Origin of the sequence: Massilia sp. IC2-477, assembly GCF_020707265.1 — a bacterium.
In the GTDB taxonomy this organism is placed as follows: domain Bacteria; phylum Pseudomonadota; class Gammaproteobacteria; order Burkholderiales; family Burkholderiaceae_D; genus Telluria.
In genome coordinates this window covers 217,988-240,268 of sequence record NZ_JAJFEQ010000008.1, presented here as the reverse complement: position 1 = coordinate 240,268, position 22,281 = coordinate 217,988, and the positions used below count along the sequence as shown (strand labels likewise).

Sequence of the window (22,281 nt, the reverse complement as noted above, 5' to 3'; positions counted from 1 at the left end):
TAAGCATCGATGAAACCGGCCATTGCGGTCTATGGGAATGTCTGGCCCGACGAGGCCTTGTCCGCGCTCGAAGCGGAATTTACCTGCTACGTGATGGGGCGCATGGCGCCGGCCGAGGTGGCGGCCTTCTTCGAGCGCGACGCGGCGCAGGTGCGCGGCGTGCTCACCACCGGCACCGTCGGGATCGATGCCGCGCTGGCGGCGCGCTTTCCGGCACTGGAAATCGTCGCCGTACACGGCGTCGGCGTGGATGCCGTCGACCTCGAGGCACTGCATGCGCGCGACATCGTGGTCACCAATACGCCGGATGTGCTGACCGAGGACGTGGCCGACCTGGCCGCCACCCTGCTTCTTACCGTGTCGCGCCGGATTCCCATGCTCGACCGCTATGTGCGCGCCGGCCACTGGCTGGAGAAGCGCCCCCTGCGTCCCGCACGCAGCCTGCGCGGCAAGGTTGCCGGCATCTACGGCTACGGGCGCATCGGCCAGGCGGTGGCGGAGCGGCTGCGCGCCTTCGGCATGGCGATCCGCTACTACCAGCGCAGCACGGGGCCGGAGCCGGCGCTGCGCAGCGACTCGCTGATGGCGCTTGCCGCCGAGAGCGACTTCCTGGTGGCGTGCACGCCCGGCGGCGCCGCAACCGAGCGCAGCGTCGATGCGGCGGTGCTCGACGCCCTCGGTCCGGAGGGGACCCTGGTCAACATCGCACGCGGCAGCGTGGTCGACGAAGCGGCGCTGGTGGCGGCCTTGCGCTCGGGCCGCCTGGGCGCGGCCGCGCTCGATGTGTTCGAAGACGAGCCGATCGTACCGCCGGCGCTGTGGGAGATGGACAATGTGGTGCTCACGCCCCACGTCGGCAGTCTCACGGTGGAGGCGCGCCAGACCATGCGCGAGCTGTGCTTCGACAACCTGCGTGCGCATTTCGCCGGCAAACCGACCCTCACCCCGGTAGCGCGCTGAACGCATGCAAGTCGACGAACGCATGCTGGAAGACCTGCGGCGCTTCAACCACAAGCTGGCGCGCGCGCCGCGCTTCAGCTACCGGCACCCGATCGTGCCCCGGCTTGGGCAGCTTCTCCTGCGCCTGAGCCAACTGGGCGCCGACCGCAAGTTGCGCCGCCAGGGCATTGCCGTCGAGCGGCTGACTGCCGCAGCGGACGGCTTGCGGGTGCCGGTGCGCGTGCTGCGGCCCCCGGCCTCGCCGCGTGGCGTCGTGCTGGACATCCATGGCGGCGGCTGGGTGATCGGCAATCCCGAGATGAACGACGCGCTGAATGCCGCCATCGTGCGCGCCTGCCGGGTCAACGTGGTCTCGGTCGACTACCGCCTGGCGCCTGGAGCGTCGATCGGGGCCATGATGGATGACTGCCTGGCCGCGGCCAGGTGGCTGCTGGAAGGCGGCCTGGCCGCGAGCGCGCACTTGCCCGTGATCGTGCTCGGCGAATCGGCCGGCGGGCACCTGGCCGCCGCCACGCTGCTGCGGCTGAAGGCCTGGCCATCGCTATTGCAGCGGATTGCCGGGGCCGTGCTGTATTACGGCGTCTACGATCTGGCGGGCAGCCCCAGCGTACGCGACGCGGGCCGCGACACGCTGGTGCTCGACGGCCCGGCGATGCTCCCTGCCCTGCGCCTCTTGACGCCCGGGCTGGACGACACGCAGCGGCGCGCGCCGCCGCTGTCGCCGCTCTACGGCGACCTGGCCGGCATGCCGCCGGCGCTGATGTTCACGGGCGGGCGCGACCCGCTGCGCGACGACACGCTACAGATGGCTGCGCGCTGGCGCCACGTCGCGGACGTGGAATTGCAGGACCTGCCCGAGGCCCCGCATGGCGTGATCCACTTCCCCACTGCGATGGGCCGGGCGGCCTGCGCCCATGCCCATGCGTGGATCAATGCGCGCCTGGCGGCTAGAGCACCAGCCCGGCAGGCGCCGGCTGGCGCGTAAAGGTCGGTCCGGCGGTGCCCGGTTTGCCGCCGTCCCACACCAGGCGGTCGATGCACATCCGCCGCCCCGTCATGGCGGTGTCCCAGGCGTGGTACACGATCCAGTCCTGGCTGCCGTCGGGCGAGGCGGTGAAGGAATTGTGGCCGGGGCCGATCACGTTCCCGGGCCGCGAGCGCATCAGGAGCGCTTCGTCGCTCCCCTCCGGCCGGGTGAACGGCCCGAGCGGATGGTCGGCCACCACGTAGCTCACGCCATAATTTTCCTTTTCCCAGGCGCCGCCGCTGTAGAAGCAGTAGTACTTGCCGCCGTGGACGAGCACCGAGGCGCCCTCCACCGTGTGCCAGTCATACACCGCGTCGTACATCGCGCGCTGCTTCTTGAACAGGTGCCAGTCGGCGTGCGGGCGCGCCACCGTGCGCGGCTCTCCCGCCAGGCGGTCCATCGCCACCAGGCGGTCCACTACGATGCCGGTGCCGATGCGGTGGTCGTCCTCCAGTTCCAGGAAGTCGACGCAGTAGTACAAGTACCACTGGCCGTCCTTGTCGCGGAAAGGATGGGCGTCGATCGAGAATTGCAGGTTCGGCACCAGCAGCACGCCACAGTCCGTGAACGGGCCGACCGGATTGTCGGCCACCGCCACCCGCAGCTTCTGGTGCTTGCCTTCGATGTCGCCGCGCGAGTAGTACATCCAGAACTTGCCCTCGCTGTAGGCGACTTCCGGCGCCCAGAAGTGGTCGTCGCCCGGGGTCGTGATGGCATAGCCGGCGCGGTGCCAGTCGACCAGGTCGTTCGAGACCAGCACCGGGAAGCGCCCGCCCCCGGGACCGTCGGGGGCAGTGCCGTAGGCGTAGTAGCGTCCCTCGTGCTTGAGCACGAAGGGGTCGGCCATGATCTCGGGATAGACCGGGTTGCAGTAGGTCTTCAGCATCTGGCTTTCCTTACATTTGGTAGCGCAGGCTCAAGCCATACGTCGTCGGCGTGTAGCGGATGTCGCGCGGACGGATCGGGTCGCCCAGGTAGCTCTCGTAGCGTTCCTTGGTCAGGTTGATCGCGTCGAAGTTCAGCGACAGGTTCGGCGTGATCGCATAGCCGATGCTCAGGTCGACATAAGTCGAGGCCTTGACGATGCGGTCCTGGCCGAAGCGCGGCTCGGCGATCTGCTCCACGAACTTGCCGCGCCGGGTGGCCGCCAGGCGCCCGGTCCAGCCGGCGTGCTCGTACAGCAGCGCAAAGTTGTAGCTCTGGCGCGCCACGTCGATCAGCGCGGTGGTGCGGTAGTCGCCGTTCGGGGTGCGGGTCTGGTTCTCGCCGTCGGTCCAGGTGTAGTTGAACTGCGCGCCCAGGCCGCTCCAGGCCCCCGGCAGGAAGTCGAAGAATTTCTGGATGCCGAACTCGGCGCCCTTCAGCTTGCCCTTGCCCGAGTTCTGCGGGCGGGTCACGCGGTAGTTAACGCCGTTGATGGTTTCCTGCTGCTCGAAGCGCTGCAGGTAGCCGTCGATATCGCGGTGGAACAGCGCGATCTGGGCGTAGCCATTGTCCTTGAAGTAGTACTCGAGGGTGGCGTCGGTGCTGATCGACTCGGTCGGCGCCAGGTCCGGATTGCCGGCCGAACCGGTGCCCGGTGCGTTGACGGTCGGCGGAATCAGGGACAGGGCCGGGTTCAGGTCGGCGAATGCCGGACGGGTGATGGTCTTGCCGACGCTCAGGTGCGACTGCAGGCGGTCGGTCCAGCTCACCACGGCCGAGGCGTTCGGCAGGAAGTTGGTCTCGTCGCTGTCGCGGTTGATCGGCGTGACGACGTCGCCGATGCGCTGGTTGCCCTCGAGCTTGCGGTCGACCTTGATCAGGCGGCCGCCGATATTTCCGGTCACGTCGATGCCGCCCAGCGCGGCCTTCCAGCGCGCGCCCAGGTGCAGCGCGGCGGTGCGCTCGCGCTGCTCGAACAGGCGCATCGGGTCGTCCGGCACCCGGCCGGCCGGCTGGCCGTAGAAGGCGCGTACCTGGTCGGCGTTATGGATCAGGAAGTCGCGCGACGGCGTGTACCACGGGCCGCCCAGGCGGTCCAGGCCAGGGGTCAGGTTCTGGAAAGACGGGCCGAAAGCGGCGATCGGCGACGGGCGCACGGCGCCGGCCGGCAGGTCGCTGGCGCGCTCGCCGCTATGGAAGCTGGCGTCGCGGGTGGACAGGCGGATGCCGCCGGTCAGGGCGGTAATGAAGCTGTCGCCGCCCAGGCGGTAGACGGCGTCGGTGCGGAACTGCGCCTGCTCGCCGCGCGACTCGGCCCAGTTCTGCACCATGCCGCGCAGGACGAACTGGTTCGGATCGCGCAGCGGGTTGCTGGAGGTCGGCGTGGTGATGGCGTTGTAGCCACCATGACCGTCGCGCCCGTAGGTGTAGACCGCGGAACTGGCGCCCGGGATCTGCTGGTCGACGATCACGGTGTCGTTGATGAAGTCGGAGCGCGTGAAGGCCAGGTTGCTGTCGACAGACAGCGGGCCCTGGCGGTACTTCAGGCCAAAATTCAGGAAATGGGTGTCGGTACGCTCGCGCACGCCCCAGGTGCTGGTGGCGGTGTAGGGATCCCAGTCGTAGGGACCGCCGAACTGCGCTGCGGGCGCATAGGCCGACTGGATCGGGCAGATCACGCCGTCGGGCGTGTTGCAGTAGTCGCCCTGCGGGGCCAGCACCACGTTCTGCAAGCGCGGCGTCCAGGTGGCGATGTTCAGGATGTAGTCGACTTCGCTGCGCGACCGGTAGTTGGTACCGAGGTACTGGGCGGTGAATTCGGTCGCCGGGTTGAGCTTCCACTGGAAGGCTGCGTGCACGCTGCCGCGTTCCCGTTCGCCGGCATTGTAGATGCCGCCGATGTTCGGCAGTTCTCCCAGGCGGTCGCCCGGGCGCAGCGGGGCGATCGGCTGGTCGTCGTTCAGGCGGGTCGCGGTGCCGTCGGGGCTGACGGAGAAGATCCGGTCCGGACGGTCGACCCACTGCACCGGCATGCTCCAGTGGTTCTTGTTGTAGGCCACGTCGACCAGCACGCCGATCTCGCCGACTCTGGTCTGCCAGCGGTTGCTCATCAACACGCCCAGGCCCGGATTGTTCTTGTCCTTGGTGCCTTCGCTGCCCTCGACGTAATTGCGGCGCGTCTCCAGGTAGCCGCTGGCGGTATAGCCCTTGAAGTCGAAGGGCGCGCGCAGGCGCACGTTGACCAGGCCCGCGATGCCGCCCTCGAACTGGTTGGCGGTCGAGGATTTGTACACGTCCAGGCCGGCGATCGAATTCACCGGCAGGTCCTGGTAGGAAAGGCGGCGGCCGGTACCGGTGAAGATCTCGTTGCCCTCGATGGTCGTGGCCACGTCCGGCAGGCCGCGGATGATCACCGTGCCGGTTTCGCCCAGGTTGCGTCCCACCTGGACGCCGGCGATGCGCTGCAGGGCGTCGCCGGCGGCGCGGTCGGGGAACTTGCCGATGTCGTCGGCGTTGATCGAATCGACCACCTGCTCGGCATCGCGCTTGATCTGCTCGGCCGAACGGATGCTCGCGCGAATCCCGCTCACCGTCACGGTGGCGACCCCTCCGCCTGCGGGGGCCGGCGCCGCGGCGCCGTCCTGGCCCGATTCACGCGCCCCGCTCTCGGCGGTCGGTTGGCTGGCCTGGCCGGTTTGTCCCTGGCTGGCCTGGGGCGTTTGGGTGCTTTCTTGGGCGGCGGCGAAGCCGATTTGGGCGCACAGCAGCATGACGGCGGCGCAGACTGGCCGGACTTTCAAGGTGCTCATCGAGGTCTCCTGAAAAAGCTTGGCGATGCCTGGATCGGCTCGCCTTTATTGGAATCGGGGTTAGTCATAAACATGAATTGCAATTCATAATTTATGACCAATATGACAAAACTATCCGAAATCGCACCGCAATGGCGCACTCAAGAAACGCTCAAATCCGGCAAAAAGGAGCGACGGAATCACGCTCCACCAGAGGGCAATCCATCTTCATGCTGGTGCGGCGGGCTACCCCGCCATTGACCTGGGCGACCAAACTTTCTGCAGCCCAGTACCCCATTTCGTAGTTTGGTAACAACACTGTGGTGAGCGGTGGCTGGGTATAACGGGCGATGTCCTGGTCGTCGTAGCCGACCACGGAGACCTGGCGCGGCACGTCCAGCCCACGCTCGCGCACCGCTTCGATGGCCCCGACCGCCATCAGGTCGTTCGCGCAGAACAGGGCCGTGGGCGGGTCGGGCAGGTCCAGCAGAGTGCGCGCATGCTCGTGGCCGCTGCTGACCTGCCAGTCGCCTTCGCGCACCAGCAGCGCATCGAAGGGAATATCGCGCGTGGACAGGGCCTGGCGGTAGCCCTTGAGGCGCTCGGCGGCGGCCTCGATCCAGCCTTCGCCGTTGATCAGGCCGATGCGGCGGTGCCCAGCGTCGAGCAGGTGGGTGGTGGCCGCAAAGCCGCCCAGGACTTCGCTCGGCACCACCGAGGAGTACAGGCGCTCCCGCGTATGGCAGTTCAACAGCACGGTCGGCACCCCGGCCAGCGGGGCTGGCACCGAGACCGAGCGCGTGAAGATGGTGGCGTAGACCACGCCCAGCAGGCTGGGGTCGCCCAGCACCCGCTGCAGGATGGTCTGTTCGTATTCGGGGTCGCTGCGGGTGGCGTACACGGAGAGCAGGCAGTCATGCTTCCACGCCGCGTCGCGGGCGCCGTCGATGGTCTGCATCGCGTGCGGGCTGGTGGACAGCTCGTCGGTGAGATACACGATCAGGTTGCGCTCGTGGACGGCGGCCGGATGGCCGGGCCGCTCCACCGGGTAGCCCAGCTCGCGCGCGATGCGCAGCACCTTGTTGCGGGTGGCGGCGGACACCTTGGCCCCGCTCATGTGGTTGATGACGAGGGACACCGTGGACTGCGACACGCCGGCCAGCTTGGCGATGTCGGTCATGGTGGGCCGCCGGGCGCGGCCCGTTTCGCTCATCGCGGCAGCGGCGCGCGCGGCAGCGCGGCGCCGTCGGCATCGAACAGGTGGCCGTGGGCTGGATCGAAGGCGAGCGTCACCCGTTCGCCGTTCTTCGGACAGGGGGCATCGGGACGGCACTTGAGCGACACCATCTCGGGCACGCCCTCGACCTGGGCGTAGACGATGGTGGAATCGCCCAGATACTCGACCAGGGTCACGGTGGCCGGGATCCCGGCGCTCCCTTCTCTCTCAACGCGCAGGTGCTCGGGCCGCACGCCCAGCGTGACCGCGCTGCCCGGCGCGGCATGAGCGGCGTCGGCGGCCACGTGAACCACGGCGCCGCCCGCCAGGCGCACATGGGCGGTTGCGCCCTCCTCGCCCGCCAGTGCGCCGGGCAGGAAATTCATGCGCGGCGAACCGAGGAACCCGGCCACGAACTGGTTAGCCGGCCGCTCGTACAGCTCGAGCGGCGTGCCGGCCTGCTCGATGCGCCCGCCATTGAAGACCACGATCTTCTGGCCCAGGGTCATGGCTTCGACCTGGTCGTGGGTCACGTAGATCATGGTCGCGCCCAGTTCGCGGTGCAGGCGCGCCAACTCGACCCGGGTCTGGCCGCGCAGGGCCGCGTCCAGGTTCGACAGCGGCTCGTCGAACAGGAAGACCTCGGGTTTGCGCACGATGGCGCGGCCGATCGCGACGCGCTGGCGCTGTCCGCCCGAGAGCGCCTTGGGACGGCGCTCGAGCAGGTGGCCGATCTGCAGGATCTCGGCGGCGCGCGCCACCCGCTCGGCGATCTCGTCGCGCGGGACCTTCGCCAGCTTGAGGGCGAAGCCCATGTTCTCGGCCACCGTCATGTGCGGGTACAGCGCATAGCTCTGGAACACCATGGCGATGCCGCGCCGCGCCGGCTCCACGCCGGTGCAGTCGCGGCCGCCAATCTCCACGGTGCCGGAGCTGACGTCTTCCAGGCCCGCGACGATGCGCAGCAGGGTCGACTTGCCGCAGCCCGACGGGCCGACCAGCACCACGAACTCGCCGTCCGCGATGTCCAGGTCGATGCCCTTGATGACCAGGTTGTTCTCGTACTGCTTGGTAATGCCTTGCAGGCGCACAGATGCCATGCTCTCTCCGTCGGTTAACCTTTGAGGCCGGTGGCGGCCAGGAAGCCGTGCGTCACCCGGCGCTGGAACAGCACATAGGCCAGCGCCACCGGCAGCGCGCCGAGCAGGGCCGCCGCCATCAGCTGGGCATAGATGACGCCATACGCGTCGTAGGTCTGGGTCAGCCCGAGCGGGATCGTCATCATCTCGTTCGAGGTGACGATGATGAACGGCCACAGGAAGTTGTTCCACGCGGCGATGAAGGTGACGATCGCCATCGCCCACACGATGTTGCCCGAGAGCGGCAGGTAGACGCTCCACAGGATGCGCAGCGGCCCGGCGCCGTCCATCACGGCGGCTTCGCGGAAGTCGGCCGGCACGGTGTCGAAGAATTGCTTGAATACGTAGATGACCACCGGCGCCACCACCTGCGGCAGCACGATGCCGGCATAGCTGTTGATCAGGCCGAGCTGGTTCATGATGCGGAACAGCGGCACCAGCAGGGCTTCGAAGGGCACAAGAAAGGACAGCATCGTCAGCCCGAACAGCAGCGAGCGTCCGCGGAAGCGTAGCTGCGAAAAGGCGTAGGCGGCCATCAGGGACAGGGCCATCGTCGCCACCGTCACCAGCAGCGCCACCAGCGCGCTGTTGAATAGCCAGCGCCCGACCCGGCCCGCAGCCAGCACCTTGGCAAAGGCCGCCAAGGTCCATTGCTGCGGCAACCAATGGAAGACAGCGGAGACAGTCTCGTGCTCCGGGCGCAGCGCCGTGCTCATGGCCCACAGCAGCGGCGCCACCCACAATGCGACCAGCAGAACAGCCGCGACGGCGCCGACCATGCTCCAGCCGGCATTGGCGCGGGCGTGCAGCGTGCCCTTCATGCGCCCTCCCGCGACAGCCAGCGCGAGAACGCGGCCTGGGCCAGCGACAGCGCCACCACGATCGCCACGAACGCCATCGCGATCGCGGCCGCATAGCCGGCGTCGCTCTGGATGAAGGCGGTCTCGTACATGTAGTGCAGGGTCATGCGGGTGGTGTTGAAGGGGCCGCCGACGGTCAGGATGTAGGTCTGGCCGAACACCTTCATCGAGGCGATCAGCTGCAGCACCAGGGCCAGGCCGACGACCGGGCGCATGGCCGGCCAGGTGATGGTCCGGAACAGGGTGAAGCCGCGGGCGCCGTCCAGCGCCGCCGCCTCGTACAGGTCGGCCGGAATGTTGCGCAGGCCCGCCAGGAAGAGCAGCATGTTGAAGCCGACCGTCCACCAGACCGTGGCGATGGCGACCGAAGGCAGGGCCCAGGTCAGGTCGGCCAGCCAGGCGCGCTGGGTATCGAAGATGTGGTTGATCACGCCCGATGATGGCTGCAGCATCCAGTCGGCGATCAGGGTCATCACCGAGATCGGCAGCACGTAGGGAAGGAAGAAGGCCCCCTGCAGCAGCGCGCTGGCGCGGGTGAAGTGGTCGACCAGCAGCGCCATCAAGAGGCCGAGCGCGGTCAGCGGCACCACGGTCAGCAGCGCGAAATAGAAGGTATTGCCGACCGCCGACCAGAAGGATGGGTCCTGCACCAGCGTCACGTAGTTGTCGATGCCGATGAAGGCATTGGTGCGGGTCAGGCTGCTCTCGGTCAGGCTCATGTAGAAGGTCTGAAGCGCCGGCAGCAAGAAGAACAGCAGGAACACGATGGCGAAGGGCGCCAGCAGTGTGAATGCCGACAGCGTGTCGCCGCGCCCGCCCTGGGTATGGTGCCTGGACATCGTCCCTCCTAGTAGCGCGGCGCGCGCTTGCGCAGCAAGAGCGCCGCTTCGGTTTCGAACATGCGCAGCGCCTGGGTAGGCGTGAGTTGCGACGAGAGTGCGGCCGGCAGGTACTTCGAGGCCATCGCCTCCAGCGGACCGGCGGCGCCCATGTACCAGGCGTCCGGCGCGTAGATCACGCTGCGCGCAACTTCCGCATACAGACGGTTGGGCATGAGGGACAACGCGGCCGGCGACTCGGCCACCGGCCGGTAGGCCAGCACGTGGCCGCCCTCGGCCCAGGTCAGCGAATTCTTGGTGACAAAGGCGATGAAGCGCATTACGGCGCGCAGCTTCTGCGGCGACATCGCCTCGCCTTCGTTGGCAGGGATCGCGAAGGCGTGCGAATCGGCCCAGACGCTGTCGTTACCGTACATGCGCGGCAGCGGCACGATGCCGTACTCGAAGCCGAGGGTGCCCTGCTTGGTCGCGCGCACCATCTCGGGCACTTCCCACACGCCGTTGATCATGAAGCCGGCGTTGCCGCCCATGAACTGGCTGGTCGATGCCTGGTAGTTCAGCCCGGCCTGGGCATAGCCCTTGGCGAACCAGTCGCTGATGCGGGTCAGCGAATCCACGCCGGCGGCCCCGTAGGCGAAGCGCCCGTTCTGGATCAGCGGAACCTCGCGCTGGGCCAGCATCGACAGCCACAACCGCAACACCGCGTAGGAACTCTGGTTGCTCTCCATCGTCATGCCGGGGCGGCCAGTGGCCTGGCGTACGGCGCGGAAGGCGCTTGTCAGGGCATCGATGCCCTGGATCGGCTTCAGATTGCCGCCCGCGTCGAGCAGTCCCGCCTTGCCGACCAGGTTCTTGTTGTAGTACAGGACCAGCGGGTGCAGGTCGAGCGGAATCGCATAGGTCTTGCCGGCGTGCTGGGATTTCTCCCACTGGCGCGGATAGAAGTCGGCCGGGTTCAGGCCCGCCTGGCGCAGTTCGTTCGGCGCGATCGGGCGCAGCACGCCGCCGCCGGCCAGGTTGGTCATGCGCGACAGGTGCACGGTGGCGATGTCGGGACCGGCGCCGACCACGGACGAGGTGATGAGCTTCGTGTAGAAGGGCTCGCCCCACTTCAGCGTGGTGCTGACCACCCTCACCTCGCGCTGGCTGGCATTGAAGCGTTCAACCAGCGCCGCCATGCGCGCACCATCGCCGCCGCTCAGTAGCGTCCACATGCGCACTTCGGTCTGCGCCAACGCGCACGTGGGTGCGCACAGCAGCGCTGCCAGCACCGCGCCGGCGAGGCGCAACGTGAATGGGGTCAAGCCTGTCTCCTGGTCGATCTGGTGGGATGCCACTCTTTTATCATTAATACTAGCAAATAATTATTAATAGGGGCTGTCCTGCAGGCATGAATGCGTGCGAGGTAGAATCAGCCTTTTTGGCGGTGGACGGGGATGTGGATCGGTGTGCTGTGCGGCCTGGCTGCAGGAGCCTTGTGGGGCCTGGTGTTCATCGCGCCCGCCTTGCTGGCGGCGTTCTCGCCGCTGGAACTGGCGGTCGGCCGCTATACCGCCTACGGCGCCATGGCCCTGGTGCTGCTGTTGCCGCGCCTGAAGTCCCTGCTGACCAGCCTGCTGCCGGCCGATTACGCGGCGCTGCTGCGCCATGCGCTGGCGGGGAACATCGTGTATTACATGCTGCTCGCGGCCGGCGTGAAGTATGCCGGGGTGGCGCCAACGTCCCTGATCATCGGCATGCTGCCGGTGGTGGTCACCCTGATGGGCCGCAACGACCACGGCGCCCTGCCGCTGCGGCGCCTGGCGCTGCCGCTCCTGCTGGTGGCGGCCGGCATCGCCTGCATCAACGTCGACAGCTTCCTGCATGCCGGCCCTAGCACGTCTGCCGCCGACATCCTGCTCGGCATGCTGTGCGCGGCGGGCGCTTTGCTCTGCTGGAGCTGGTATGCCCTCGACAACGCGCGCTACCTGAAGCGCAATCCGCAGTTCTCCAGCACCCAGTGGTCGGCCCTGTATGGCCTCGCGACCGGCGTGATCGCCTTGGTACTCGGCTGCGTTGCCTGGGCCTTCGGCATCGGGACGGGCGCAGGACCGGCGCGCGACTGGCAGCTGTTCTGGGCCTGCAATGCGCTGGTGGCGCTGGGCGCTTCGGTGATCGGCAACGGCCTGTGGAACGTGGCCAGCCGGCGCGTGCCGGTCACGCTGTCCGGCCAGCTGATCCTGTTCGAGACCCTGTTCGCGCTGCTGTATGGCTTCCTGTACCGCGGCCACGGCCCGCGCGCGCTCGAGCTGGCCGCGATCGCGCTACTGGTAGCGGGCGTGACCTGGTCGGTGCACGCCCATGCAGCGCAAGACGATTCAGCGCGGCAGGCGCTCGATCCGGACCTCGTCGATCGTGACGGCGTGTCCGGCGCCGCCCATCGCCACCAGCCCTAGGCGGGCCTTGCCGCCCAGGCGGTGGGTCCAGGTCGTGCCGCCGACCCAGGCGCCCTTGGTCTTGCCCTCGGCCTGCGACCAGGCCGTGTAGTGCTCCTCGTCGCCGACGCGGCGGATGTCGATGCGCAGCCAGGTCCATTCGCCCGGCGTGCCGGCCACCGTGTTGCCGTAGCGCGGATAGCCCTTGGCGACCGGCGCCAGCTCCTTGCCGAACTCGACCTGGCGCAAGCCCTCGTGCGCCAGTTCCACCAGCTTGACGTAGTTGTCGTCGTCGCGCATCACCACGATCCCGGCCTGCACCGGCTTCTCGCAACAGTCGAGCGGCGCGTCCAGGCGGATGCGCGCCAGGATGCGCAGGTCGCCTTCGGGTAGCGGCGTGGCCAGCACGGCGGCGCTGTTGGTGTCGACATGCAGGTCGGTCGGCTGGGTCGACAGGCGCAGACCCGGCTGGCCGCTGCTCCAGCTGCCGGCTGCACGCGGGCGGATCCAGCTCCAGCGTGCATCCAGCTGGGCCTTGTCGAAGCGCTCGCTCCACAGCGGTGTGGTCGCCACCGGCGTAGGCGCCGCCGGCAGCGCCGCCGGCAGCGGTCCCGGGGTGACCGCAGGCCCCTGCATGGGGCGGTCCGACGGCCCGTCACCGCGGTTGATGACCGGCCACCCATCCACCCAATCGACACGGTCCAGCAGCAGCGGGCGCCGCGTCAGCTTGTCCTCGACGCTGAAATAACCCTGGTTGCGGTCCACCGCGTGGTACAGCGTCCACCATTGACCGGCCGCGTCCTGGAACACGCTGTTGTGGCCTGCGCCGACCCAGCGGTTGCCGTTCTGCGGCAGCACCGGGGTGCCGCCGGCGCGCGCGGCGGCCATGTCATTGCCCTCGCGGTCGAGGAACGGGCCTTCCGGACTGGTCGCGCGGCCAACCATCAGGGCGTAACCGGTCAGCGGGCCGCGGCAGCAGTCGGTGGTGGACGCGAACATGTACCAGTATTTACCCACCCGCACCACTTCCGCGCCCTCGTAGCGATTGGCGGCCCCCACGCGCACCGCATTGCCTTCAACCTGCAGCCCATCCTTCGACAGGCGCTGGACAAAAATGCCGCCGCCGTAGCTGCCGTAATACAGCCAGCGGTCGCCCTGCCCGTCCTCGACCACGTCCGGATCGAAGGTCCATTGGAAGTTACAGCCGGCGCCAGCGCGGCGCGGCGCCACCACCGGGCGCTCCACCGCTTTCCACGGTCCGGCCGGCGAAGCGCTGGTCGCCACCGCGATGCCGCTGTCCGCCTCGCAGCCCTTTTCCGGGCTGTGGCGGTCGGCCACGTCGGTGACCGTGAAATACAGGTAGTAGCTGCCGTTCTGGTACACCGGCTCGGGCGCCCACAGCCCGGCCTTCGGGCCCGCGAGGCCGGCCGGGCGCCGGTCGAAGGAGTCGCGTACGAAGTGCCAGTTGACCAGGTCGACCGAGCGGTAGACCGGCATCATGCGGAACTTCCAGCCCGCTCCATCGCGTTCCTTGCGGCTGACCGGGTCCATGGTGCAGTACAGGTACCAGACGGTGGGCGACGAGGTGCGGTCGCGCAGCAGCGCCGGGTCGGCGCAGCTCTCGGCCAAGCTGCCGTCGGCCAAGCGCAGCGGCAGCGGATTGGTATAGGTGCTCGCGGCAGCGGACTGGGCCGCGGCGCCGCAGGCCAGGAACAGCGCCGCCAGGCAGACGGGCAGTCGCGGGAATCGCATCATGGGGTCTCCTCGTGGGCGCCCGGGCAGGACGCCTGTTATTGCCCAAAAAATATTCTATTCGTGTGTCCGGCGGCGCACGGGTGGGCCTCGGCCTTGCCGTTCTGGCCAAATTGTCTAGTCAATCGTTGTAGCTGGATGATATTTTCGTTCAATTATTTTTGTAGGACTATTGCCCGTTGTCACTACCTGCTAGACTGCCCGGGCTGCATCCAAGCATCATCGCAAAGTTGTCGAAATAGAACAACAGGGATGCGGCCAGAGTGAGAGAATTAACAAGAAGAAACAGGGGAAGTCTGAAATGAAAGTCATGCAGGTCCGTCCGGCGCGCAAGCTGCTGGCGCTTGCCGTATCCAGCGTCGCCTGCGGCATGGTCGGGGCACAGGAAGTGCCGGCCGCCCACGAAGACGCCGTTCCGGAAGTCGTGGTCACGGCCCAGCGCACCGTTTCCACCATCTCGCGCACCCCGGTCGCGATCAGCGTGCTCCAGGGCGAGCAGCTGCGCGAGCTCGGCCTCGACAACCCGGCCTCGCTCGGTGCACGCCTGCCCAACGTCCACGTCGACCAGGCCTTCTCGGGCCTGCGCGTGAGCATGCGCGGCATCAGCAACAACGACACCACCGACAAGGGCGACCCGTCCGCCGCCTTCATGCGGGATGGCGTCTACATCGCGCGGCCGGCCGGCCAGACCGCCAACTTCCTCGACGTCGACCGCATCGAAGTGCTGCGCGGTCCGCAGGGCACCCTGTACGGCCGCAATACCACGGCAGGCCTGATCAACGTGATCTCGAACGCGCCCACAGCACGGCTGGAAGGCCGGATTGCTCTCGAGGCGGGCAGCTATCGCAACCGCAAGGTCGAGGGCGTCATCAACGTGCCGGTGAACGATGCGCTGGCCCTGCGCGCCGCCGTCAGCGCGCGCGAGCAGGACCCCTTCCTGGAAAACCGGCAGGGCACGCGCTGGACGCCCGGCATGAACCGCGACGACCGCGATGCGCGCCTGAGCGCCAAGCTCGCGCTTGGATCCGACGCCGCGCTGCTGCTGCGCTACGACCACAGCATCGTCACCGACAACAACGACCGCATCGTCCCCGACACCAATTTCTATACCGGCGTTTCGAGCGGCGCCCCGGTATGGAAACCAGGCAGCACGGACGAGCGCCTGGCCATGGCCTTCCGCCCCACGAACATCGCACCGGTGCAGGGGATGCAGGACCGCCGCGCGCGCGGCCTGTCGGCCGACCTGAGCTGGAAGCTGGGCCCGGCCACCTTCTACTACCTCGGCTCGCACCGTGAACTCGACCAGCAGATGGTCAACAACTACTATTACCGGATCGCGCCGACACTGGCGCTCGGCGTGATCAACACCTACGACGGCGCCAATGCCCAGGATTCGCACGAACTGCGCGTCGCCAGCAATGGCGATGGCCCGTTCAGTGCGCAGGGCGGCCTGTACTGGTTCAGCGAAGAATCCGACACCAGCTATGCCTTCCAGGGCCTGCGTCCGGTCGGCCTGCCGCCCTACTACTCCTTCCCGCTGCGTACCGAAGCGCGCAGCCGCGCCACATTCGGCCAGTTGACATGGCGCGCCCGCGCGGACCTGCGCCTGACCGCCGGTGCGCGCCGCACGCTGGACCGCAAGTGGCGGGTCGGTTCGACCGACTTTCAGCAAGGCCCGGTGTTCAACCCGGCCCTTGATCGCCGAATCCTGAGCGCCGCCGACCTGTCGACAGGGCGCACGACCTGGCGCCTGGGCGCCGAGTTCGACCTGGCCCCAGGCACCATGGCCTACATCAGCCTGGCCACCGGCTACAAGGCCGGCGCCTTCAACGACGGCTGCGTGGCCGGCGCCAGCGCCCTCGGCATCGCCTGCCCGGCTGCCACCGCCGTCACGCCCGAGTACCTGTACTACCAGCCGGAAGAACTGCGCGCCTGGGAAGGCGGCGTCAAGTCGCGCCTGATGGGCGGCCGCCTGACGCTCAATGCGGCTGTATTCGACTACGACTACACCAACCTGCAGCTGACCGGCAATGCGATCGTCGCGGGCGCCCCGCGCCTCCTGACCCGCAACGCCGGCGCCGCGCGCAGCCGCGGCCTCGAGCTCGATGGCGAACTGCGCGTCGGAGCAGGCGGGCGCCTCAGCTACGGTCTCACCCTGCTCGACGCCCGCTACGTGAGTTATATGGCGACGCCGACCGTGTCCTGGGCAGGCCACAAGCTGGACCGGGCGCCGAGCCGCGTGATTACGCTCGGCTACCAGCAGCGGCTGACGCTTGCCGGCGGCCAGCTCAGCGCCGGCGTGTTCACGCGCGCCAGCAGCGAGTACGTCCTCGGCATCCCGACCCAGCTGCTGACCTACCGCGTGCCCGCGCACACCAGCAGCGACGCCACGCTGGCGTGGGCGCCGGGAGCCGGCGCTTGGCGTCTGCTGGCGCGCGTGCGCAACATCGAGAACAAGGTGCGCCCGACGCTGATCGACAGTTTCGGCATGACCACGCCGAGCGCCCCGCGTACGGCCGACCTGCGCCTGGAGCTGCTTTTCTAACCTGCGCCGGGAACCGCCCGGCTTTTCCTTATCCGTGAATTCTTCTGCTGGAGGCTGAATGAAGCGCGACGCCGTGCCCTTGACGTCCCCCTCGATGCGGGCCGACCCGCCCGCCGACGACACCGTCGCCCGCCTGCTGGCCGGCGCCGACGGTCCCCATGCACTGGCCGAGCGCGTCGCCGCGCTCAACCGCGAGCTCGTGCGCTGGGACAGCAACGGCGGCCTGGCGGCCTGGCAACCGGGGCCGGATTGCGATCCTCAGCTCGGCGCCGCGCTAAAAGACTACCTGGCGCGCTGCCGGCAGCTTCCCGACTGGGCCGATGTGGAGAAGATCGACCGCGCGGAGCACCTGTTCATGGACATGAGCATGCTGTCCTGCACCCTGCTGTTCTGCGCCAGCCTGCCCGAGTGCTACGTGCTGCCAGACCTCTCCGCCGTGCTGCACGCCGCCGGCCAGCTGGAACAGCACACCGACTACCGGATCCGCTCCACCGCCGCCATGATCTTCCCGGTCATGATGCGCGGCGGCCTGACGTCGCCGCAGGGCTTCGGCGTTGCCCAGGCCCTCAAGGTGCGCCTGATCCACGCGACCATCCGCCACCTGATCCTGCGCGGCGCTCCGCCAGCTAGCGAAGCCGTGGCCGCGCCGCCGCTGGCGCCGCTGCGCCCGGCCGGCGGCGGCATGTACCACCTGCTCTACGCCCACGGATGGGACAGCGCGGAGCGCGGCTTGCCCTGCAACCAGGAAGAACTGGCCTACACCCTCCTGACCTTCAACTTCGTGTTCCTGCGCGGGCTGCGCCGTCTTGGCCTGGGCCTCCAGCGTAGCGACGAGGAAGCCTACCTGCACGCCTGGAACGTGCTGGGCCACCTGCTCGGCATCGAGCGCGAGCTCATGGCCTGGACCATGATTGACGCCGAGGCGCGCTTTGCCGAGATCCAGGCGCGCGCCCGCAAGGCGCCGCGCGAGAACGACCCGCGCCCGCCCCTCGCCGCGGCCCTCATGCGGGAAATGGAAAACCAGATCCCGCTGCGGATCCTGAAAAGCTTCCCGACCCTGTTGACGCGCCGCCTGTGCGGACCCCAATCCAGCCGCGACCTCGGCCTCAACGGCCGCGTGTCGCTGGCCTCGCGCATCCTGTTCCGGCTGTGCTTCGGCGCCGTGCGCGCCTTCGACGCCGTGCTGCGCCTGTTCGTGCCGGGCTTTTCGATCAGCCGCATGCTGACGCGGGTGGCCGGCTACCGCCTGGTGTCGCGCTTCCTGATGGACCAGACCCGCCCGCTGCGCCTGCCCGATGCGCTGCTCAACCAGGTCGACGCCGCTTTCGAGGACTGGCGCAGCGACCCGGACGCACCGCGCTGGCTGAACCGGGTCGAGGACAGGCTCGCCGGCCGTTCCCCCACGGCCGGAGGAACGCCCGCATGATCGCTACCCTCGCTATGCTGCGCGCGCACCTGCGCAGCTACCTGCTGCTGGCTCTGGTGCTGCTCCTGGCTTGCGCGAGCGCAGGCGCCGCCGCCCCCGCCCCGCTCGTGCTCGGCCCGGAAACCTCCAGCGTCGACGCCTGGCCCGCCACATCGGTGCTGGTCGACGAGGGTGGCCGGCTCGACGCCGCCGCCGCGCTGGCGCTTGGGGCCCGCTACGCTCCGCCGACCACCTCGCGCGGCGTGCTCAAGCTGGTCAAGGATCCCCACTGGGTGCGCATCCCGCTGCGCCTGGCCCCTGATGCGCCGCGCGACTGGGTGGTGCAGATCGACTTCGGCATGCTCGACGAAGTGGCGTTCTACCTGGAACACGAGGGCCGCCTGCGCAAGCTTGCCAGCAGTGGGCGCCGCCTGCCGGAAGAGGGGGCGCTCAAGGGGCGTGTGCCGGCCGTGGCGCTGACGCTGGAACCTGGCGCCGACTACACCCTGCTGGTGCGGGTATTCACCGTGGGTTCGCGCGTGGCCCCGATCAGCATCATGCGGCCGGACGCCTACAACCGCGCCGCGCTGGGCGAGCAGATGCTGCAAGGCCTGCTGCTCGGCCTCGCGCTCTGCCTGGTCGCCTACAGCCTGGGCCAGTGGCTGGCCCTGCGCGAGACCCTGTACCTGAAATACGCCATGTACGTGGGCGGCCTGACCCTGTATTCGATGGCCTGGTTCGGCCTGGGCGAGCAGTTCCTGTGGCGCGGCCATGCGTGGTTCAGTACTCACGTGCTGGGTATCGCCTCGCAGATCGGCTCCGCCGGCGCCTACCTGTTCGTGGAACAAATCCTGGCGCGGCCCGGCGCCGACCGCCGCTTCAGCCGCATCATGAAGGGCGGCGCGGCCGTCTGCATCCTGGCCGCCGTGCTGTGGGGCGCCGGCCTGGTGGGCCAACGCGCCCTGATGGTGTTCACCATGACGATCGGCGCCCTGCCGATGTTCCTCGGCCTGCCCGGCGCCTGGCGCCGCATGCGCGCCGGCGACGAGATCGGCTTGTTCTTCCTGTTCAGCTGGTTCTTCAGCGCAGGCGGCGCCGTGGTGCAGGGCATGCTGGCCGTGGGCGTGCTGCCCGCGAATTTCTGGACCCTGCACTCGCTGCAGCTGGGCGTCACGATCGACATGCTGATGTTCCTGCGCATGATCAGCATCCGCAGCGAGGCGACCCGGCAGGCGATGCTGCGCGCGGAAGCGGAGGCGCGCATGAAATCCGAATTCCTGGCCAACATGAGCCACGAGATCCGCACGCCGATGAACGCCATCATCGGCATGAGCCGCCTGGCCCTGATGGGCGACGCGCCGCCCAAGCTGCGCAACTATCTGAGCAAGATCCTGGGCGCGGGTGAGCACCTGCTAGGCTTGATCAACGACATCCTTGACTACTCCAAGATGGAAGCCGGCAAGCTGGCGATCGAGGACGTCGCCTTCGACCTGAACGAATCATTTGACCACCTCTCGAGCGTGATCAGCGTGAAGAGCGACGCCAAGGGTGTCGAGCTGGTCTTCCGGGTGGGCCCCGGCGTGCCGCAGCACCTGGTGGGCGACCCGTTGCGACTGGGCCAGGTGCTGGTCAACCTGGCCGGGAATGCCGTCAAGTTCACCGAACGCGGCGAGATCGTGGTGGCAGTGGAAGTGGTGGAACGCCTGGACGAGCGCGTGACCCTCGAATTCTCGGTGACCGATACCGGCATCGGCATGAGCGAGGAAGAGATCGGGCGCCTGTTCCAGTCCTTTACCCAGGCCGACAGCTCGACCACACGCAAGTACGGCGGCACCGGCCTGGGCCTGTCGATCTCGCGCCAGCTGGTCGAGCTGATGGGTGGATCCATCGGCGCCACCAGCACGCCCGGCAAGGGCAGCCGCTTCGCCTTCACGCTGCCGCTCGGCGTGGCAGCGGACGAGGCCGCGGCGGCGCGCCCGGGCGCCCTGCGCCAGGTGCGCGCCCTGGTGGTTGATGACAGCGCTACCGCGCGCGCGGCACTGGCTGAAATGTTGGACGCGCTCGGCGTGCAGGCCGACACCGTTGCCTCGGGCGAGGAATGCCTGGCGGCGCTCGCCACGGCCCGCCAGGGCGACAAGCCGTACGGCGTGGTGCTGATGGACTACCTGATGCCGGGCCTGGACGGGGTCGAGACCATCCGCCGCATCCACGCCGCCAGCCCCGGCGCGGCGCCGCCGGCGATCCTGATGGTGTCGGTGTGCACCCGCGACGCCGTGCTGGAGCAGGAAGGCGAGCTCCCGGTCGACGCTTTCCTGCACAAGCCGGTTGCCCCGGCCCTGCTCTACCACAGCATGCTGCAGGCACTGTATCCGCAGGGAGCGGGCCTCGGCCCGCTGGCCCCGCCCGCAATGGCGCCAATGAGCTCGGTGGCCGAGCTGCCGCGCCTCGATGGCGCCCGCATCCTGCTGGCCGAGGACAATGCCAACAACCGCGAAGTCGCACTCGACTTCATGGCCGCCGCCCGCATGCAGGTGGACGTGGCCTTCAACGGCGTCGAGGCGGTGCGCATGGCGAAAGCAGGCGACTACGACCTGGTGCTGATGGACATCCAGATGCCGGAACTCGACGGCCTGGACGCCGCCCGCGAGATCCTGGCCGACCCGCGCCTGCGCAAGCTGCCGATCGTGGCCATGACCGCGCATGCGCTGCCGAGCGACCGCGCCCGGAGCCTGGAAGCGGGCATGATCGACCATGTCACCAAGCCGATCGACCCAGACCTGCTGTTCTGCGCCCTGCTCAAGTGGATCGACCCGACGCGGCTGGCCGGACGCCCGCTGCCGGCCGCCCAGCCGCAGCCGGCGATCCAGTTCGAGGGCCTGGCCGCGCTGCCCCGCGTGCCCGGACTCGACTGGCAGCGTGCGCTGGAAAAGGTCGACGGCCAGCGCAGCCGCCTGGAAAAGCGCGCCAGCAGCTTCGTGCGCGAATACGCCGATGCGCCGCGCATCCTGCGCGAAGCCCTGGGCTCTAGCGACCATCCGCGCCTGCAGTCGCTGGCGCACAACCTGAAGTCGAGCGCCGCCTACGTCGGCGCCTTCGAACTGGCGGCCAGCGCGCATCGCCTGGAACAGGACCTGCGCAACGGCCAGGCCGAGCGCCTGGCGACCCAGGTCCCGGGCCTGGTGCACGCCGCCGAGACCGTGCTGGCGGCCCTGGCGCAGCTGGCCGAGGCGGCGCAGCCGCGCCGGGCCGACCCGGCCGCGCTGGCTGAGTTGCTGGGTCAACTGCAGGAACACCTGCACCAGGACGACGCGCGCGCCGAGGACGTCCTGCGCGAGCTGGAAGCCCTGCTGCATGGTGGCGCCCACGACGCCGTGCTGGGCGAACTGCGGCGCGCGGTGCTGGACCTCGAATACGGCGCCGCCCTGGCGCCGCTGGCGCGCCTGGCCGCCAGCCTGGAACTGAGCATGGAGGACGCCCGATGAATGGGGTGGAGATGCAGAAGGTGCTGGTCGCCGACGACGACGCGGTCAACCGCGACGTGCTGGGCGAACTCCTGATGCCCGAATACACCGTACTGCTGGCCCGGAACGGCGCCCAGACCCTGGAGCGCGCCCTGCGCCACCTGCCCGACCTGATCCTGCTCGACGTGATGATGCCGGACATGGACGGCTACGAGGTGCTGCGTCGCCTGCGCGCCGAGCCGCAGACGGCGCACATCTCGGTGATTTTCATCTCGGGCCTGGACCGGCCGGAGGACGAAGCGAGCGGCCTCAAGATGGGCGCCTCGGACTACATCACCAAGCCCTTCAACCAGACCGTGGTGATGGCGCGCGTCGCGCTGCACCTGCAGGTGGTGCGCCAGCGCCGGATGCTCGAGCGCCTGGCCAACATCGATGGCCTGACCGAGCTGGCCAACCGGCGCCGCTTCGACGAAGTGTATGCGCTCGAGTGGCAGCGCGCACGGCGCAGCAACCGCCCGCTGTCGCTGGCCCTGCTCGACATCGACGCCTTCAAGCAGTACAACGACCGCTACGGCCACCCGGCCGGCGACCGCGCCCTGCGCGCGGTGGCGCGCCTGGCCGCGGGCGCGATGCGGCGCCCGGCTGACCTGGCGGCGCGCTACGGCGGCGAAGAGATGGTGCTGCTGCTGCCCGAGACCGGCGCCCTGGAAGCCTGCCAGGTGGTGGCGCAGCTGCGCGAGGCCGTGGCCGCCCTGATGATCACCCACGAAGCGTCGAGCGTGGCGCCGGTGCTGACCGCCAGCGTGGGCGGTGCCACCCTGGCGCCGGACGACCCGGGCTCGGCGGCCGACCTGTTCGAGGCTGCCGACGCCGAGCTCTACCGGGCCAAGCAGGCTGGCCGCAACCGGGTGGCCTGGCGCGGGCTCGATGCCTGCGCCGTCCAGTAGACG

At 68.8% G+C, this 22,281-nt stretch carries 15 protein-coding genes; 7 read left to right on the top strand and 8 right to left on the bottom strand.

The annotated features are described in order from the left end of the window. Positions 1 to 9: 9 nt before the first annotated feature. Positions 10 to 960 (top strand): 2-hydroxyacid dehydrogenase, encoded by a 951-nt coding sequence (locus tag LK542_RS17875; protein ID WP_227812943.1) that lies wholly within the window; start codon positions 10 to 12, stop codon positions 958 to 960. A gap of 4 nt (positions 961 to 964) precedes the next feature. Next, complete coding sequence (locus tag LK542_RS17870; protein WP_227812942.1) at positions 965 to 1,945, top strand: alpha/beta hydrolase; 981 nt, start codon at positions 965 to 967, stop codon at positions 1,943 to 1,945. On the opposite strand, the gene LK542_RS17865 is transcribed toward LK542_RS17870, so the two are convergent. The 7 genes from LK542_RS17865 to LK542_RS17835 form a co-directional block, all read right to left on the bottom strand. Continuing rightward, positions 1,908 to 2,873 carry a glycoside hydrolase family 43 protein gene (locus LK542_RS17865; RefSeq protein WP_227812941.1) on the bottom strand — a complete coding sequence of 322 codons (966 nt, stop codon included), beginning with the start codon at positions 2,871 to 2,873 and terminating at the stop codon, positions 1,908 to 1,910. The two genes, LK542_RS17870 and LK542_RS17865, sit on opposite strands and share 38 nt — an antisense overlap. Positions 2,874 to 2,883: 10 nt before the next feature. Continuing rightward, a complete protein-coding gene (locus LK542_RS17860; protein ID WP_227812940.1) occupies positions 2,884 to 5,721 on the bottom strand; it encodes a TonB-dependent receptor in 2,838 nt (945 codons plus the stop codon). A gap of 151 nt (positions 5,722 to 5,872) precedes the next feature. Next, a complete protein-coding gene (locus LK542_RS17855) occupies positions 5,873 to 6,880 on the bottom strand; it encodes a LacI family DNA-binding transcriptional regulator (RefSeq protein WP_227812939.1) in 1,008 nt (335 codons plus the stop codon). Between the two features lie 29 nt (positions 6,881 to 6,909). Then, on the bottom strand, positions 6,910 to 8,016 hold the full coding sequence (locus tag LK542_RS17850; protein ID WP_227802445.1) for an ABC transporter ATP-binding protein: 1,107 nt from the start codon (positions 8,014 to 8,016) through the stop codon (positions 6,910 to 6,912). A gap of 14 nt (positions 8,017 to 8,030) precedes the next feature. Continuing rightward, complete coding sequence (locus LK542_RS17845; protein WP_227812938.1) at positions 8,031 to 8,876, bottom strand: carbohydrate ABC transporter permease; 846 nt, start codon at positions 8,874 to 8,876, stop codon at positions 8,031 to 8,033. Further along, positions 8,873 to 9,754 carry a carbohydrate ABC transporter permease gene (locus LK542_RS17840; protein ID WP_227802447.1) on the bottom strand — a complete coding sequence of 294 codons (882 nt, stop codon included), beginning with the start codon at positions 9,752 to 9,754 and terminating at the stop codon, positions 8,873 to 8,875. Before LK542_RS17840 ends, LK542_RS17845 begins: the two co-directional genes overlap by 4 nt. 8 nt (positions 9,755 to 9,762) lie before the next feature. Continuing rightward, positions 9,763 to 11,058 (bottom strand): extracellular solute-binding protein, encoded by a 1,296-nt coding sequence (locus tag LK542_RS17835; protein ID WP_227812937.1) that lies wholly within the window; start codon positions 11,056 to 11,058, stop codon positions 9,763 to 9,765. 132 nt (positions 11,059 to 11,190) lie between these two features. On the opposite strand from LK542_RS17835, the gene LK542_RS17830 reads away from it, so the two are divergent. Next, entirely contained in the window at positions 11,191 to 12,189 is a 999-nt protein-coding gene (locus tag LK542_RS17830; protein ID WP_227812936.1) for a DMT family transporter, read from the top strand. Here the strand turns inward: LK542_RS17830 and LK542_RS17825 are convergent. Then, on the bottom strand, positions 12,112 to 13,923 hold the full coding sequence (locus tag LK542_RS17825; RefSeq protein WP_227812935.1) for a family 43 glycosylhydrolase: 1,812 nt from the start codon (positions 13,921 to 13,923) through the stop codon (positions 12,112 to 12,114). The two genes, LK542_RS17830 and LK542_RS17825, sit on opposite strands and share 78 nt — an antisense overlap. 298 nt (positions 13,924 to 14,221) lie before the next feature. Between LK542_RS17825 and LK542_RS17820 the strand changes: the two genes are divergently transcribed. From LK542_RS17820 to LK542_RS17805, 4 genes are read left to right on the top strand one after another with little or no spacing between them, the layout of a single operon-like run. Next, positions 14,222 to 16,465, top strand: coding sequence for a TonB-dependent receptor (locus LK542_RS17820; RefSeq protein ID WP_227812934.1), 2,244 nt, complete (start codon positions 14,222 to 14,224; stop codon positions 16,463 to 16,465). A gap of 58 nt (positions 16,466 to 16,523) precedes the next feature. Further along, positions 16,524 to 17,891, top strand: coding sequence for an oxygenase MpaB family protein (locus LK542_RS17815; protein ID WP_227812933.1), 1,368 nt, complete (start codon positions 16,524 to 16,526; stop codon positions 17,889 to 17,891). Next, positions 17,888 to 21,352, top strand: coding sequence for a hybrid sensor histidine kinase/response regulator (locus tag LK542_RS17810; protein WP_227812932.1), 3,465 nt, complete (start codon positions 17,888 to 17,890; stop codon positions 21,350 to 21,352). The genes LK542_RS17815 and LK542_RS17810 overlap by 4 nt, the downstream gene beginning before the upstream one ends. After that, positions 21,349 to 22,278, top strand: a complete 930-nt coding sequence (locus LK542_RS17805; protein ID WP_227812931.1) for a diguanylate cyclase — start codon at positions 21,349 to 21,351, stop codon at positions 22,276 to 22,278. The genes LK542_RS17810 and LK542_RS17805 overlap by 4 nt, the downstream gene beginning before the upstream one ends. The last annotated feature ends 3 nt before the right edge of the window (positions 22,279 to 22,281 follow it).